Here is a 15,301-nt window from a genome sequence, read left to right as displayed (position 1 = left end):
GGGACCAGGTGGGGCAGCGGGAAGGGGCAGCCGGTTTGACCACGCACGCACCGCAGGCGGCGCAGGCCGTGACGCTGCCCGCCTCGCTGGACGAGGCCGTCGCGGCGCTCGCCGCCATGCCGGCCGCCGTACCCGTCGCGGGCGGCACCGACCTCATGGCCACCGTCAACTCCGGGCAGCTCAGGCCCGCCGCGCTCGTCGGCCTCGGCCGGATCAGCGAGATCCGCGGCTGGCAGTACCAGGACGGCCACGCCCTGCTCGGCGCCGGGCTCACCCACGCGCGGATGGGGCGCCCCGACTTCGCCGCCCTCATCCCGGCCCTGGCCGCCTCCGCGCGCGCCGCGGGCCCGCCGCAGATCCGCAATGCGGGCACCCTGGGCGGCAACATCGCCACGGCCGCCCCCACGGGGGACGCGCTTCCGGTGCTGGCCGCCCTGGAGGCGACGCTCATCATCGCGGGGCCCGGCGGCGCTCGCCGGGAGATCCCGGTGTCGCACCTGCTGGCGGGCGTCGAATTGTTGCGGGCCGGTGAACTTATCGGCTTCGTACGCGTGCCCCTGCTGCACGCCCCCCAGGTCTTCCTGAAGGCCACCGGACGGACCGGCCCCGGGCGCGCTCTCGCGTCCGTCGCGCTCGTCCTCGACCCCGCCAGGCGCGGTGTGCGGTGCGCCGTCGGTGCCATAGCGCCGATGCCGCTGCGCCCCCTGGACGCCGAGCAGTGGGTCGCCCGGCTGATCGACTGGGACAACAACCGCACGATCGTCCCCGAGGCACTGGGTGCCTTCGGGGAGTACGTCGCCGCGGCCTGCATCCCCGACCCGGTCCCGGACGCGGACGGCACCGTGGCACCGCTTCCGCCCGCCGTACTGCATCTGCGGCGCACCGTCGCCGCGCTGGCCCGACGAGCACTGGGGAGGGCACTCTCGTGACCGACGACCAGTACAGCGACGACCAGTACGGGGACGGTCGCGGGGGCGGACAGGGGGCGCGCGAAGAGGGCGCCCCCCGCACCGGCGGCCGTTGGGACCCGCTGCCCCAGGGCGACTACGACGACGGCGCCACCGCCTTCGTGAAGCTCCCCGAGGGGGGCATCGACGCGTTCCTCGCCTCCGTGGACAGTCCGCTGGCCGCGCCCGGCCACGGGTACGTGCCCCCGCAGATCGCCGCGGCGCCGGGTACCGGGGCCGAGGACGGCTCCGCGGGCGGGCCGGGCGCCTGGGGTGCGCCGCCCGCGCCCCCCGGCGGCGACCGCTGGCCGGACCCGAACCCCGCCTCCCAGGACTCCCCGCAGACCCTGCACGACGGCTTCACGTACGAGCAGAGTTCCACCGGACAGTGGGCCTTCGACCAGAGCGCCGCCGCGCAGGCGGGCGCGGCACCCGGCACGCCGGGCCGCGAGGTCACGGGGGAGTGGCGCATCCCCGTCGCCGGTGGTGATCTTCCGGACGAATCGGGCGAGTTCAGTACATCCGCGCTCGTCGAGCAGTGGGGCGGCACGCCGCCCGCCACGCTCCCCGGCGGAGCGCCCGCGCCCTGGGCGACGGAGGGCGCGGGACAGGCCTGGGCACCCGAGGCCGAGCGGCGGCGCGAGCACGGCCTCGCGCCGGGCCCGGAGGCGACGTACGCGCCCGAGACCGCGCAGGAAACGGGCGGCGCCGGTCACCCGGCCGTCGGAACCGGTCATCCGGCCGACGGCGGCAGTCATCCTGCCGACGTCTCCGGTCGTGGCGCGTCCGAAGCCGGTCACGCGGTCGCCGACGGGGATCATGGCCCCGCCGGATCCCCGCACGACCCCGGCGAGGGCCCTGACGGCCCCGTGGAGGCCGTCACGGACCCGGACCCGGCCACCGGGCCGGAAGGCTCGCCGGAGGCCGCTGAGGAGCCCGTGGAGGGCGAGCCGGAGGCGGACTCCGAGGCATCCGGTGCCGAGGCGGCCGACGGGACGTCCGCAGCCGAGGAGGCCGCGGACGACGACGCCCCCTCGATGCCCGGCGAGGAACACCCCCTCGCCTCCTACGTCCTGCGCGTCAACGGCTCCGACCGGCCCGTCACCGACGCCTGGATCGGCGAGTCGCTGCTCTACGTCCTGCGCGAGCGCCTCGGCCTCGCCGGCGCCAAGGACGGCTGCTCCCAGGGCGAGTGCGGCGCCTGCAACGTCCAGGTGGACGGGCGGCTCGTCGCCTCCTGCCTGGTGCCCGCGGTCACCGCCGCGGGCAGCGAGGTGCGCACCGTGGAGGGCCTCGCCACCGAGGGCCAGCCCTCGGACGTGCAGCGCGCGCTCGCCAAGTGCGGCGCGGTGCAGTGCGGATTCTGTGTCCCCGGGATGGCGATGACCGTGCACGACCTGCTGGAGGGCAACCCCGCCCCGACCGACCTGGAGACCCGCCAGGCCCTGTGCGGCAACCTGTGCCGCTGCTCCGGCTACCGGGGTGTCCTGGAGGCGGTCCGCGAGGTCGTCGCCGAACGCGAGGCGCACGCCGCCGACGCCGAGGCGGAGGACGGCGAGGCCCGCATCCCGCACCAGGCAGGACCGGGCGCGGGCGGGGTCAACTCCTCGGCGTTCGACGCGCCGGGCTTCGAGCCCGCCCGCAACCACGACTCGCAGGCGTACGACCAGACTCACGGCCAGGACGGAGGCCAGACGTGAGCAACGAAGCCGCCACCGCGACCACGTCCGCGGAGGCAGCCCACGACGCGGAGGCGCTCCCGCACGGCCTCGGCGTGTCCCTCCCGGCCGCCGACGCGCGCGCGAAGACCGAGGGCACCTTCCCGTACGCGGCCGACCTGTGGGCCGAGGGCCTCCTGTGGGCCGCCGTACTGCGCTCACCGCACCCGCACGCGCGCATCCTCTCCATCGACACCACCCACGCGCGGGACATGCCCGGCGTACGGGCCGTCGTCACGCACGAGGACGTGCCGGGCGCCGAACTGCACGGCCGGGGCCGGGCCGACCGCCCGATGTTCGCCTCCGAGGTCGTACGCCACCATGGCGAGCCCATCGCCGCCGTCGCCGCCGACCACCCGGACACCGCGCGCATGGCGGCGGCGGCCGTCATCGTCGAGTACGAAGTACTCGACCCGGTCACCGACCCCGAGCAGGCCTTCGAGGCCGAACCCCTGCACCCCGACGGCAACCTGATCCGCCACATCCCGCTGCGCCACGGCGACCCGGACGCGGTCGGCGAGATCGTCGTCGAGGGCCTCTACCGCATCGGCCGCCAGGACCCCGCCCCCATCGGCGCGGAGGCGGGCCTCGCGGTACCGCGCCCCGACGGCGGCGTGGAGCTGTACCTCGCGTCGACGGACCCGCACGGCGACCGAGACGCGGCAGCCGCCTGCTACGGCCTGGAACCGGAGCGCGTGAAGGTGGTGGTCACGGGCGTCCCCGGCGCCACCGCCGACCGCGAGGACCAGGGCTTCCAGCTCCCGCTGGGCCTGCTGGCGCTGAAAACGGGCTGCCCGGTGAAACTGACGGCGACCAGGGAGGAGTCCTTCCTGGGCCACGTCCACAGGCACCCCACCCTCCTCCGCTACCGCCACCACGCGGACACCGACGGCAAGCTCGTCAAGGTCGAGGCACAGATCCTGCTGGACGCGGGCGCGTACGCGGACACCTCCTCGGAGGCCCTCGCGGCGGCCGTCTCCTTCGCCTGCGGCCCGTACGTCGTCCCCAACGCCTTCATCGAGGGCTGGGCGGTGCGCACCAACAACCCCCCCTCCGGCCATGTCCGCGGCGAGGGCGCGATGCAGGTCTGCGCGGCCTACGAGGCCCAGATGGACAAGCTCGCGAAGAAGCTCGGCGTCGACCCCGCGGAGCTTCGCCTGCGCAACGCGATGGCCACAGGGGACGTACTCCCGACCGGCCAGTCGGTCACCTGCCCGGCCCCGGTGGCCGAACTGCTGCAAGCGGTACGGGACTTCCCGCTCCCCCCGCTCCCCAAGGACACCCCCGAGGACGAGTGGCTGCTCCCGGGCGGCCCCGAGGGCGCGGGCGAACCGGGCGCGGTCCGCCGGGGCGTCGGCTACGGCCTGGGCATGGTCCACATGCTCGGCGCCGAGGGCGCGGACGAGGTCTCGACGGCCACGGTGAAGGTCCACGACGGCATCGCGACGGTCCTGTGCGCGGCGGTGGAGACAGGCCAGGGCTTCACCACCCTGGCCCGCCAGATCGTCCAGGAGACGCTGGGTATCGACGAGGTCCACGTGGCCCCGGTCGACACCGACCAGCCCCCGGCGGGCCCCGGCGCGCGGGGCCGCCACACCTGGGTGTCGGGCGGCGCGGTGGAACGGGCGGCGAAGATGGTCCGCACCCAGCTCCTCCAGCCCCTGGCGCACAAGTTCGGCATGTCCACGGAGCTGCTGCAGATCACCGACGGCAAGATCACCTCGTACGACGGCGTCCTGTCGACCACGGTGACGGAGGCGATGGACGGCAAGGAACTCTGGGCCACGGCCCAGTGCCGCCCGCACCCCACGGAACCGCTCGACGAGGCGGGCCAGGGCGACGCGTTCGTGGGCCTCGCCTTCTGCGCGATCCGCGCGGTGGTCGACGTGGACATCGAGCTGGGCTCGGTACGGGTGGTGGAGCTGGCGCTGGCCCAGGACGTGGGCAGGGTGCTGAACCCGGCGCAGCTGGAAGCCCGTATCGAGGCGGGCGTGACCCAGGGCGTAGGCATCGCCCTGACCGAAAACCTGCGCTCCGCGCGCGGGCTGATCCGCCACCCGGACCTCACGGGCTACGCCCTCCCGACGGCGCTGGACGCCCCGGACATCCGCATCGTGAAACTGGTCGAAGAACGGGACGTGGTGGCCCCCTTCGGCGCGAAGGCGGCGAGCGCGGTACCGGTGGTGACGTCCCCGGCGGCCATCGCCTCGGCGGTACGCGCGGCGACGGGCCGCCCGGTGAACCGCCTGCCGATCCGCCCGCAGGCGGCGGTGGTGACGGCCACATGACGACTCCGGAGAACGAACCGCGCTACGAGCCCGGGCCGACGCCGGGCAAGGTGCTGGCGTGGGTGCTGCTGTTCGTGGTGGCGGCGGTTGTGGTGGTCGCGGGTGGGGTGTACTTCGGCTGACGGGCTGGGCCGCTGAGCGGCTGGGGGCTGATTTGCTGCTCTGTCGCAGGTCAGGGGCCGTTGTCAGTGGTGGCGGGTAGTGTTCTGGTCAGTGGGAGGGCCTGCCGGGCGACGAAGGTGTTGGACGTCGTGCGGGGGACTGCGAACAACCATGCACGGGGGACACCATGAGCAAGACGAACACGCTGACCAGGAACGGGATCGGTACCGGTCCTGGTACCGGTACCAAAGCCAGGACCAGGGCCGAGTCGCTGACGCGCGTGGCGCTGCCGGCCGGTCGGGGTCGGCTGAGGTTCGGCGCGCTGCGAAATGGTGCTCTGCGCAATGACGTTCTGCGGGCGATGGCGAACGCGACGGGGGAGCCGCCGAGGACGCGGCACCGCGCGCCCGACCGCCGTACGTCGTCGGCCCGGCGCCCGCCGGCGTCCGCACTGGAAGCGCTGCTGCGATTCGCGGCGGCGACGGAGGAACTGGCGGTGGCACGAGGCCGTTTCGCGTCGTACGCGGGCCGGTCGGGCGCCCGGACGGTGGCGGAGACGTCCCGTCACCTGCTGACGGTGTTCGCGCGGAGCGCCAACGCCGATGTGCTGCCGTACTGGAAGATGGCCGCGCTGATCCGCCCACTGGCGAGGATCGCGACCCCCGGCACGGAGTCGGGGCTGGCCCTGGACCTCCCGGCCCGGCTCCTGGAGCAGGAGTTCGGCCACGGCAGGGTGGCCCGCTTCGAGCCCCTCGACTTCCCACCCACGCTCACCCACGAGCCGACGCGCGTTTTCCTTTCGTCCACGGGCCTCCCGGAGGACGACTGCCACTTCCACCTCGACACGGAGATACCGCTGCCGACGCTGGCGGAGTACTGCGCGGACGAGGACACGCCGACGGAACTCCCGCAGGGAGCGGCGGACTTGATCCGCCTTGGCGCTCTGACGCAGGACAACAGCCTGGTCCTGGACGGCAGAACGGGCACGCTCCTGGCTTGGAACGAGCCCGAGACGACCCTGCACCGCCTGAACACGGACGTCGCGACCTTCGCGTACACGCTGTGGCTGCTGCGCAGGGCGAGGAGGATCGACTTCGAGGGGGAGGCGGGGCGGGTGCGCTGAGAGGACCAGGCCGACCTGGCTGCTGCCGACGGCGCTAAGGGACGGCCCGTACGGGCACACTGCTGATCCCCCGACCGCCGACCGCCGACCCCCGACCGCCGAGTTCCGCGTCGAGGGTCTCCTGGGCGCCATGGGCCCGTTGTCCTGGAAAGGATTCTCGGATCATGCGGCGGTACGTTCTCACCGGCACCCCGGGCGCGGGCAAGACATCGATCCTGCGGTGCCTGGAGGAGCTTGGCTACGGCGTGGTCGAAGAGGCGGCGACGGCGGTCATCGCGCAGGCGCAGGCCCTGGGTGAGGACCAGCCATGGACGCGGGCGTCCTTCATCGACGAGATCGTCGCTCTGCAGCGACAGCGACAGCAGCAGCGCCAGTCGGAAGGCACCGGCTCTGTTCAGGTTTTCGACCGATCACCGGTCTGTACCCACGCCCTTGCCACCTACTTGGGTCGGCCGGTGTCTCAGCCGCTGGCCGAGGAATTGGACCGGATCACCTCCGCAGGGGTCTACGAGCGGCAAGTGCTCTTCGTCCGCAATCTGGGTTTCTGCGAGCCTACGGCGGCCCGGCGGATCAGTTTCGAGGAGTCGCTGGAGTTCGAGAGGATTCACGAAGAGAGCTACCGAGCGTTCGGCTACGAGATCATCGACATCCCGGCCGGCGACCTGGCCCAGCGCGTCGCCACGGTGAACTCGACAATCGCGGATGCCGTGCGTCAGGCACCCGCAGGGTCACCGGACCGACCCCGCAAGTAATCGGTTGTGCGCAAGTGGTGGCGGCGGATGCAATGTCCGGCATGGCTATTCAGGTCCGCCCGCCACGGCGCGATGAGATGAACGCGTACTACCTGGCTTTGCCTTACGCGAACGGGTTGCCGAACTGGGAGCCGGCCGATGCCGCGTGGCACGGAGGGTCGGAGCCGTGGCCTCCGCAGCGCGGTCCGGCGACCGCCGAGCAGCTGGAGAAGTGGGCGGAAGCTGACGTCAAGGACGAGTCCTTCCACCCGATCGCGACTTTCGCCGACGGGGTCTGCGTCGGCGCATCGGCCACCATCTCCTTCGATGTCACGGTCCCCGGCGGGACCACGGTGAAGATGGCCGGCGTCACCGCCACCGCGGTGATCGCTACCCATCGCCGAAGCGGTCACCTGCGGCGGATGATGCAGGCCATGTTCGAGGCGGCCTTGGACCGGGGCGAGCCGTTGGCGATGCTCAGCGCGAGCGAGGGCAGCATCTACGGCCGATTCGGTTTCTCACCGGCGACCTACCGCGTGCGGTGGGAGCTGGACCGTCACGAGGCCGCCCTCCTTCCGGCAGCGCCGGATCCAGGTTCGCTGGAGTTGGTCGACGCCGCTCAGGCGAAGAAGTTCTGGCCCACGGTGCACGCGGACGTGCGGGCAAGCCGCGTGGGTGAGCTTGCGCCCCTGCCCGGACGCTGGGACGGACTGTCCGACGGTGCGGACGGCACGAACGGACCACTGCGGTATCTCGTCCACCGTGACCAGCACGGAGATGTGGACGGCATCGCCAATTTTCGCCTGCCGTGGTCCTCGACCGTACGTAACGCGGGAACGCTCGTCGTCGAGGCGTTGGAGGCGACGACCCCGGTGGCCTATCGCGCCCTCTGGAGTGTGCTGGTCGACTTCGACCTCACCAGGACGATCGTGGCGCCCGGCCGCCCGCGCGAGGAACCCTTGAGGTGGATGCTCGTGAGCCCACGGGCGATGCGCATCACCCGCCAGTCGGACAACCTCTGGGCACGTCTCCTCGACGTTCCCCGCGCCCTGACCCAACGTTCCTACGACGTGGCCGGCGAGTTGGTGTTCACCGTCGACGGCGACCGCATGTGTCCGGCCAACAACGGGACATGGCTTCTCCGCGCAGACGGTGCCGCGGCGACCTGCGTCGCCACCGACCAGGAGGCGGACCTGACCATCACGGTACCGGCGCTCAGTTCGCTCTACTTCGGAGGCATGTCGGCGCACGACCTGACGTACGCGGGCCACATCACGCCGCACACCGATGGCGCGATCGGCCGGCTGGCCCGGATGTTCCGCACCGACCCCGAACCGCACAACTCCTTCGGTTTCTGAGGGGCATCTCAATCGGCCTGGCCGTGCACGTGAATGCGGGTGGCATTGGAGCGGCTTCTGCCGCATGATCACGCCGTGACGAATCCTGCCGCCTTCCGGGACCAGACCAACTGGTCCGACGGCTACTACGAGCTGGCCATAGAGGTCGGATCGAGTGACGATGCCAGGCTTCAGGCCGTCCTGAGCGCTCTGTGGTCCGCCGCAGACGTTCACGGGTGCTTCGGGCAGAGAGACCGTGAACCTGAGGAGCAGGATCCCGTGCCTTGCACGGTTGCCTCACTGACCGAGTTCGGCCACCTCCACGGCCAGGTCCGTCTGCCGACGGGCCAACTGGTCGTGTGCGGTTGTGTGGCGATCCGCGGCGGTGATGAGAGCGGCGACTGGCTGGACTTTTACGTCCCCGTCGGTGCGCTGGGTCACGCGGGTCTTACGTACTGGGACGGTCGGCCGTTCTTCAGGTCCGACGTGATGGACGAATGGCTGGCTGCCATCGGGACCGAAGCCTTCCAGAGTGCCTCCTTCAGCCTCGGGGTCATCGGCTTCGAGGTCTCTGGCTGCACCGACGCGTCGACGCTGGCAGGAAGGTTGCCGCAGAGACGGGACATCGGATATCTGCTTCCGCAAGGCAACGTCCTGGGCTATGGCGCCGCCAACACCTGAGTCCTGTGCCGACATCGGGTGTGGCTCCCCTTGGACGGGGGCTAAGCAGGTCGGAATGGACCAAGCGACTTACGTAGCCCCGTTCGGACTGGGTGTCACAGCCCTGGGGGAGCCTGTCTGACCGAGGAACATCCTGGTCAGACCCTGTCTTGGAGGCCGTGGCGGGAATCGAACCCACGTAACTCGCTTTGCAGGCGAGTCCCTAAACCACTCGGGCACACGGCCGGGTCGGGAGCGGTTTGGGGGGTGGCCCTGGCCGTTCCGGACTTCGTTTTCTGACCGTAGGGGTGGGGGGTGGGGAGGGGCAAGGGCGTCGGGCGGGTCGCAATGGGACTGCCATACGGCGTTCATGAAGCGCGGGTGGGTGCCCGTTGGTGTCCGTGGGCGTACGACCAAGGTCCCGGGGTGGGTCCTACCTCCGACAGGGGTCAAGGTCGGGGACGGCCCTTACGCTGGCCTGTATGACCTCCCTGGGACCTGGTGACACAGACGTCGCCGACGGCGCTGCCGACGCGGATTCTTCATTGGCTGCCGGGAGTGGTGGGGAGGGGGTGCTGGGGCGGTCCTATCGGGCCCTCAGCGTCGGGATCGTCTCCGTTGTGTTGCTCATCGCCTTTGAGGCGACCGCGGTCGGGACCGCCATGCCCGTTGCCGCCCGGGAGCTGGACGGGGTTTCTCTGTACGCGTTCGCCTTCTCCGGGTACTTCACCACCAGTCTCTTCGGGATGGTGCTCGCCGGGCAGTGGTCGGATCGGCGGGGGCCGCTCGGGGCGCTCACCACCGGTATCGCCGCCTTCGCCGCCGGGCTGTTGTTGTCCGGGACCGCCGGGGTCATGTGGTTGTTCATCGCCGGGCGCGCTGTTCAGGGGCTCGGGGGCGGGCTGGTGATCGTTGCCCTGTACGTCGTCGTGGGGCGGGCCTATCCCGAGCGGTTGCGGGCCTCGATCATGGCCGCCTTCGCCGCCAGTTGGGTTGTGCCGTCAGTGGTCGGGCCCCTGGCCGCCGGGGCCGTCACCGAGCACTTGGGGTGGCGGTGGGTGTTCGTCGGGATTCCTGTGCTTGTCGTCTTTCCGCTTGCCCTTGCTCTGCCTCAGATACGTCGGCTCGCCGGTGGGGCCGTCCACGCCGGGCCCCGCAAGGGGGAGGGGAATGGGCGGCGGCGTATTCGGCTTGCCTTCGGGATCTCCCTCGGGGCCGGGCTCCTTCAGTACGCCGCCCAGGATCTGCGGTGGTTCTCGCTCCTCCCCGGGCTGCTGGGCGTCTCGCTGCTCGTGCCCGCCGTGCGGGGGCTGCTTCCCCGGGGGACCTATCGGGCCGCCCGTGGGCTGCCGTCTGTTGTGTTGTTGCGCGGAGTGGCCGCCGGGTCCTTCATCGCCGCTGAGTCCTTCGTGCCCCTGATGCTCGTCACCCAGCGGGGGCTGTCGCCGACGCTCGCCGGGTTCTCGCTCGCCGCCGGGGGTGTCACGTGGGCGCTGGGGTCGTCCGTGCAGGCCCGGGCGCGGATGGAGCCGTATCGGGAGCGGCTGATGACGTTCGGGATGGTGCTCGTCGCCGCCTCCATCGCCGGGGCACCCGCCGTGCTGATCGACGCCGTGCCGGTGTGGACGCTCGCGGTGGTGTGGGCGTTCGGGTGCTTCGGGATGGGGCTGGTCATCGCCAGTACCAGCGTGCTGCTGCTGCATCTCTCCGCCCCGGACGAGGCCGGCGCCAACTCCGCCTCCCTGCAGATCTCCGACGCGCTCTCCAACGTGGTGCTGCTGGCCGGTGGGGGCGCGGCGTTCGCCGCGCTGGGCGGGGGGTCGGTGGCTCATGCCTCCGGCGCGGCGGCCGGTGGGTCTCATCCGGGTGCGTTCGCTGTGGTGTTTCTGCCTATGGCGGGGGTGGCGTTGGTGGGGGCCTGGGTGACTACGCGGGTGCGGGTCAATCCCGCCTGAATGGTACTGGTTTGACCCTATTGGGCGGTACCGTTTTGATGTGGCTATGAACCTTCGTCTCCGTGACGATCAGACGGAAGCTCTGAGGCTGCGTGCCGAGCAGGAGGGCGTGAGTATGCACGCCATCGTGCTGCGGGCTGTGGACGACTACTTGGCCAGGACCGCTCACGAAGCGCTGGTGCGTAAGGCTGCCAAGGAACAGACCGTCAAGTGGGCTGAGCTGCTGGAGCGGCTCAAGTGACGTACGTCTATCTGTCGGGTGAGGATGTTCTGGGCATCGCGGGCCTGGCCGTCGAGGACCGGCACTTCGTCGTACGTGACGTGGGTCTGGTGGCGGCTGCTGCGCATCGCCCCTCGGCCACACCGCTCGGGCGGGAGGCGTACATCGGGCTGTTCGACAAGGCTGCGGCTTTCCTGCAGTCGCTCGTGATCGACCGCCCCTTCGATATCGGAAACAGGCGCACGGCGTGGACGTCCTGCGTCGTCTTCCTGGCACTGAACGACGTACAGCTGCGGCCGGACATCGACGCCGCCGAAGATCTCATGAATGCGGTGGCCTCCGGCACCGTGTATGAGGTCGAAGCCATCTCCGAGGCGCTGCGAGACCTCACCGAGCCGTCGATGTGAGCTGAGTCCCATCCCGGGACGCCCCCGCGTCGTACGCACGTTGACAGCACCGGGCCGCCGGTAGGGTGGCCCGGTTGTCATACGTAGCCCCAGCACCCACAAGCTGACCGCCGCAGAGCTGCCCGACCCACCACCCCCGGAGACCGTGACTACCACCGCCGCCAGTGCTGCCCCCGCCGCCTCCAACCATCACCTCTCGCCTGCCTTCCCCGGCCGTGCCCCCTGGGGTACCGCCAGCAAGCTGCGTGCCTGGCAGCAGGGGGCCATGGAGAGGTATGTCCAGGAGCAGCCGCGTGACTTTCTCGCCGTCGCCACGCCCGGGGCCGGCAAGACGACCTTCGCGCTGACGCTCGCCTCCTGGTTGCTGCACCACCATGTCGTGCAGCAGGTGACCGTGGTCGCGCCCACCGAGCATCTGAAGAAGCAGTGGGCCGAGGCGGCGGCGCGGATAGGGATCAAGCTCGATCCCGAGTACAGCGCCGGGCCGCTCAGCAAGGAGTATCAGGGCGTCGCCGTGACGTACGCGGGGGTCGGCGTGCGGCCCATGCTGCACCGCAATCGTTGCGAGCAGCGCAAGACGCTCGTCATTCTTGATGAGATCCACCATGCCGGGGACTCCAAGTCCTGGGGCGAGGCCTGTCTCGAAGCCTTCGAGCCCGCCACTCGGCGGCTCGCGCTCACCGGTACGCCCTTCCGGTCCGACACCAATCCCATTCCCTTCGTCACCTATGAGGAAGGGAACGACGGGATTCGGCGGTCCTCCGCCGACTACACCTACGGGTACGGCAACGCGCTCGCCGACCATGTCGTCCGGCCCGTCATCTTCCTCTCCTACAGCGGGCAGATGCGGTGGCGGACCAAGGCCGGTGATGAAATCGCCGCCCGGCTCGGTGAGCCCATGACCAAGGACGCCATCTCGCAGGCCTGGCGTACCGCCCTCGATCCGCGTGGCGAGTGGATGCCCAGCGTGCTGCGCGCCGCCGACAAGCGGCTGACCGAGGTGCGGAAGGGGATCCCGGACGCCGGGGCGCTCGTCATCGCCACCGACCAGGAGTCGGCCCGTGCCTACGCCAAGCTGATCCGCGACATCACCGGGACCAGGGCCACCGTCGTCCTGTCCGACGACTCCGGCGCCTCCGACCGTATCGACGAGTTCGCCAACAACGACTCCCGTTGGATGGTCGCCGTCCGGATGGTGTCCGAGGGCGTGGACGTGCCTCGGCTCGCCGTCGGGGTGTACGCCACCACCATCTCCACCCCCCTCTTCTTCGCCCAGGCCGTCGGGCGCTTCGTGCGGTCCCGGCGGAGGGGGGAGACCGCGTCCGTCTTCCTGCCCACCGTCCCCGACCTCCTCACCTTCGCCAACGAGATGGAGGTCGAGCGCGACCACGCCCTCGACAAGCCCAAGAAGCAGGGCGAGGAGGACCCGTACGCCGAATCCGAGAAGGAGATGGAGGAGGCGAACCGGGAGGAGGACGAGGACACCGGGGAGCAGGAGCAGTTCTCCTTCGAGGCGCTGGAGTCCGACGCCGTCTTCGACCGGGTGCTCTACGACGGCGCCGAGTTCGGTATGCAGGCGCACCCGGGGAGCGAGGAGGAGCAGGACTACCTCGGGATCCCGGGGCTGCTGGAGCCTGACCAGGTGCAACTCCTCCTCCAGAAGCGGCAGGCCCGGCAGATCGCGCACAGCCGTAAGAAGCCCGACGACGAGGCCGATCTGCTCGAACTGCCCGCCGAGCGGCGGCCCGTGGTCTCCCACAAGGAGATGCTCGAACTGCGCAAGCAGCTCAACACCATGGTCGGCGCGTACGTCCATCAGAGCGGCAAGCCGCACGGGGTGATCCACACCGAGCTGCGGCGGGTCTGCGGTGGGCCGCCGAGCGCGGAGGCGACCGCCGGACAGTTGCGACAGCGCATCGCCAAGGTGCAGGAGTGGGCCACCCGGATGCGGTGACGGTCCCGCCGTCGGCCGGAGTGTTCGGCGAGGGGGCGTGTGGGGCCGTATGTACGCCGTGCATATCGGGAGGAAGCGCAGTAGTCCGTACCGCGGAGTGACCGGATTCTGGACGGAGACTTCCGCTGAGCGAACCGCCTTCGCTAATGTCCCGCACACGCACACGCCCCGTGGCAGCGCCGCCGCGGAGCGCAGTCGTGAAGCGACCGTGTCCGGGAGAGCCCGGGCCGCGCCGATCGGCCGCCTCTGAACGCGCGTCGCCCACGGGATCGACGACGCACCGCCGCCAGGGAGCAGCCGACCTCACCACGTGAAGGAGTGGGCGTCGTGACCGCGGAGACCTCCCAGACGCTCGACCGGGGACTGCGCGTCCTCAAGCTGCTCGCCGACACCGACCACGGCCTGACCGTCACCGAACTCTCGACCCGGCTCGGCGTCAACCGGACCGTCGTGTACCGGCTCCTCGCCACCCTGGAACAGCACGCGCTCGTACGGCGTGACCTGGGCGGCCGGGCAAGGGTGGGGCTGGGCGTGCTGCGGCTCGGGCGGCAGGTGCACCCGCTCGTACGGGAGGCCGCGCTGCCCGCGCTCAGGTCGCTGGCCGAGGACATAGGCGCGACCGCCCACCTGACCCTCGTCGACGGCACCGAGGCGCTCGCCGTCGCCGTCGTCGAGCCGACCTGGACCGACTACCACGTGGCCTACCGGGCCGGTTTCCGGCACCCCCTGGAGCGCGGCGCGGCCGGCAAGGCCATCCTCTCCGCCCGGCAGCAGCCCGCCACCGACCCCGGGTACACCCTCACGCACGGCGAGCTGGAGGCCGGCGCGAGCGGGGCCGCGGCCCCGCTGATCGGGGTGACGGGGGTCGAGGGGAGCGTGGGCGTCGTCATGCTCGCCGACGCAGTGCCCGAGCGGGTGGGGCCCCGGGTCATGGACGCCGCCCGGGAAGTGTCCGAGGCCCTGCGCTGACCGGAGCAGAGGCCCTGCGCCGACCGGAGCAGGGGAGGGCGGGGCAGCCGCCCCTGGCCCGAAAACGCCCCCGCGTTAGATTGACCTCGTGCTCTCTCGTCTCACGCGCCCCCGGGCCGTCGCCGTCTGTGCCCTGCCCGTCGTGGCCCTGCTCGCCACGGCCGCGTTCGCGCCGCTGCCGTTCGCGGTCGCGCAGCCCGGGATGACGGCGAACGTCCTCGGCGAGAACCAGGGCGACCCGGTCATCACCATCACCGGCGCGACGGTCCGCGAGACGCGCGGTGAGCTGCGGATGACGACCATCGAGGCGACCGGCCCTGACACCCACGTCAGCCTCGGTGACGTACTCGACGGGTGGTTCCGTACCGATCAGGCCGTGATGCCGCGCGACTCGGTGTATCCGAGCGGGGACAGCACCAAGGAGATCGAGAAGCACAACGCGGCCGAGATGAAGCAGTCGCAGGACGCGGCTGCCGAGGCGGCGCTCAAGTATCTGGGCGAGGACTCCGGGGACGTCAAGGTCACTCTGAAGCTGTCCGATGTCGGGGGGCCCAGTGCCGGGCTGCTGTTCTCCCTGGGGGTCGTCGACAAGCTGGACGGTGACGGGCGTGGCGGGGATCTGACCGGGGGGCGGTCCATCGCGGGTACGGGGACGATCGACGCGGACGGGACCGTGGGGGCGGTGGGAGGGGTTGCCCTGAAGACCCAGGCCGCTCGGCGGGACGGGGCGACTGTCTTTCTGGTGCCGGCGGCGGAGTGTTCGGACGCGAAGTCCGAGCTGCCCAAGGGGCTTCGGCTGATTCCGGTCACCACGCTCAAGGGCGCGATCAGTTCGCTGGTGGCGTTGGAGACGGGGCGGGGGACTGTGCCCAGCTGTTGAGCACGGTCGG

The 15,301-nt window shown here is 71.2% G+C and carries 14 protein-coding genes and 1 tRNA gene; 14 read left to right on the top strand and 1 reads right to left on the bottom strand.

All coding sequences use genetic code 11. The annotated features are described in order from the left end of the window. The first annotated feature begins 35 nt into the window (after positions 1-35). From CW359_RS35570 to CW359_RS35540, 8 genes are all read left to right on the top strand, one after another. Entirely contained in the window at positions 36-929 is an 894-nt protein-coding gene (locus tag CW359_RS35570) for an FAD binding domain-containing protein (RefSeq protein ID WP_105974346.1), read from the top strand. After that, a complete protein-coding gene (locus CW359_RS35565; RefSeq protein ID WP_105974345.1) occupies positions 926-2,647 on the top strand; it encodes a 2Fe-2S iron-sulfur cluster-binding protein in 1,722 nt (573 codons plus the stop codon). The genes CW359_RS35570 and CW359_RS35565 overlap by 4 nt, the downstream gene beginning before the upstream one ends. Then, positions 2,644-4,953: a xanthine dehydrogenase family protein molybdopterin-binding subunit gene (locus tag CW359_RS35560; protein WP_105974344.1), complete on the top strand. Its 2,310-nt coding sequence runs from the start codon at positions 2,644-2,646 to the stop codon at positions 4,951-4,953. Before CW359_RS35565 ends, CW359_RS35560 begins: the two co-directional genes overlap by 4 nt. Beyond that, positions 4,950-5,075, top strand: coding sequence for a hypothetical protein (locus CW359_RS47205; protein WP_269805620.1), 126 nt, complete (start codon positions 4,950-4,952; stop codon positions 5,073-5,075). Before CW359_RS35560 ends, CW359_RS47205 begins: the two co-directional genes overlap by 4 nt. A 167-nt stretch (positions 5,076-5,242) precedes the next feature. Beyond that, positions 5,243-6,178 carry an SUKH-4 family immunity protein gene (locus CW359_RS35555; protein WP_105974343.1) on the top strand — a complete coding sequence of 312 codons (936 nt, stop codon included), beginning with the start codon at positions 5,243-5,245 and terminating at the stop codon, positions 6,176-6,178. Positions 6,179-6,342: 164 nt separating this feature from the next. Continuing rightward, positions 6,343-6,930: an ATP/GTP-binding protein gene (locus CW359_RS35550; RefSeq protein ID WP_198655513.1), complete on the top strand. Its 588-nt coding sequence runs from the start codon at positions 6,343-6,345 to the stop codon at positions 6,928-6,930. Between the two features lie 41 nt (positions 6,931-6,971). Then, entirely contained in the window at positions 6,972-8,267 is a 1,296-nt protein-coding gene (locus tag CW359_RS35545; RefSeq protein WP_232838753.1) for a GNAT family N-acetyltransferase, read from the top strand. A 75-nt stretch (positions 8,268-8,342) separates the two neighbouring features. Beyond that, entirely contained in the window at positions 8,343-8,927 is a 585-nt protein-coding gene (locus CW359_RS35540; RefSeq protein ID WP_232838752.1) for a hypothetical protein, read from the top strand. A gap of 150 nt (positions 8,928-9,077) precedes the next feature. On the opposite strand, the gene CW359_RS35535 is transcribed toward CW359_RS35540, so the two are convergent. Next, a tRNA-Cys gene (locus CW359_RS35535) sits at positions 9,078-9,152 on the bottom strand. A 236-nt stretch (positions 9,153-9,388) separates the two neighbouring features. Between CW359_RS35535 and CW359_RS35530 the strand changes: the two genes are divergently transcribed. From CW359_RS35530 to CW359_RS35505, 6 genes are all read left to right on the top strand, one after another. Continuing rightward, entirely contained in the window at positions 9,389-10,861 is a 1,473-nt protein-coding gene (locus CW359_RS35530) for an MFS transporter (RefSeq protein ID WP_105974340.1), read from the top strand. A 40-nt stretch (positions 10,862-10,901) separates the two neighbouring features. Beyond that, positions 10,902-11,102, top strand: a complete 201-nt coding sequence (locus CW359_RS35525) for a CopG family transcriptional regulator (RefSeq protein WP_408647554.1) — start codon at positions 10,902-10,904, stop codon at positions 11,100-11,102. Beyond that, positions 11,099-11,488 (top strand): type II toxin-antitoxin system death-on-curing family toxin, encoded by a 390-nt coding sequence (locus CW359_RS35520; RefSeq protein ID WP_105974338.1) that lies wholly within the window; start codon positions 11,099-11,101, stop codon positions 11,486-11,488. The genes CW359_RS35525 and CW359_RS35520 overlap by 4 nt, the downstream gene beginning before the upstream one ends. A gap of 145 nt (positions 11,489-11,633) precedes the next feature. Next, positions 11,634-13,442, top strand: coding sequence for a DEAD/DEAH box helicase (locus tag CW359_RS35515; protein WP_105974337.1), 1,809 nt, complete (start codon positions 11,634-11,636; stop codon positions 13,440-13,442). Positions 13,443-13,769: 327 nt separating this feature from the next. Next, positions 13,770-14,411, top strand: a complete 642-nt coding sequence (locus CW359_RS35510; RefSeq protein WP_105974336.1) for an IclR family transcriptional regulator — start codon at positions 13,770-13,772, stop codon at positions 14,409-14,411. Positions 14,412-14,499: 88 nt separating this feature from the next. Then, positions 14,500-15,291 (top strand): S16 family serine protease, encoded by a 792-nt coding sequence (locus CW359_RS35505; protein ID WP_105974335.1) that lies wholly within the window; start codon positions 14,500-14,502, stop codon positions 15,289-15,291. The last annotated feature ends 10 nt before the right edge of the window (positions 15,292-15,301 follow it).

It is taken from the genome of Streptomyces geranii (assembly GCF_002954775.1).
GTDB lineage: Bacteria > Actinomycetota > Actinomycetes > Streptomycetales > Streptomycetaceae > Streptomyces > Streptomyces geranii.
Note: the sequence above shows the minus strand (reverse complement) of the source record. Positions and strands in the feature narration are given on the sequence as shown.

Bases quoted from the DNA above. Each gene is read 5' to 3' on its own strand.
- CW359_RS47205 (WP_269805620.1), top strand. From the start codon at position 4,950: ATGACGACTCCGGAGAACGAACCGCGCTACGAGCCCGGGCCGACGCCG.
- CW359_RS35555 (WP_105974343.1), top strand. From the start codon at position 5,243: ATGAGCAAGACGAACACGCTGACCAGGAACGGGATCGGTACCGGTCCT.
- CW359_RS35550 (WP_198655513.1), top strand. From the start codon at position 6,343: ATGCGGCGGTACGTTCTCACCGGCACCCCGGGCGCGGGCAAGACATCG.
- CW359_RS35545 (WP_232838753.1), top strand. From the start codon at position 6,972: ATGGCTATTCAGGTCCGCCCGCCACGGCGCGATGAGATGAACGCGTAC.
- CW359_RS35530 (WP_105974340.1), top strand. From the start codon at position 9,389: ATGACCTCCCTGGGACCTGGTGACACAGACGTCGCCGACGGCGCTGCC.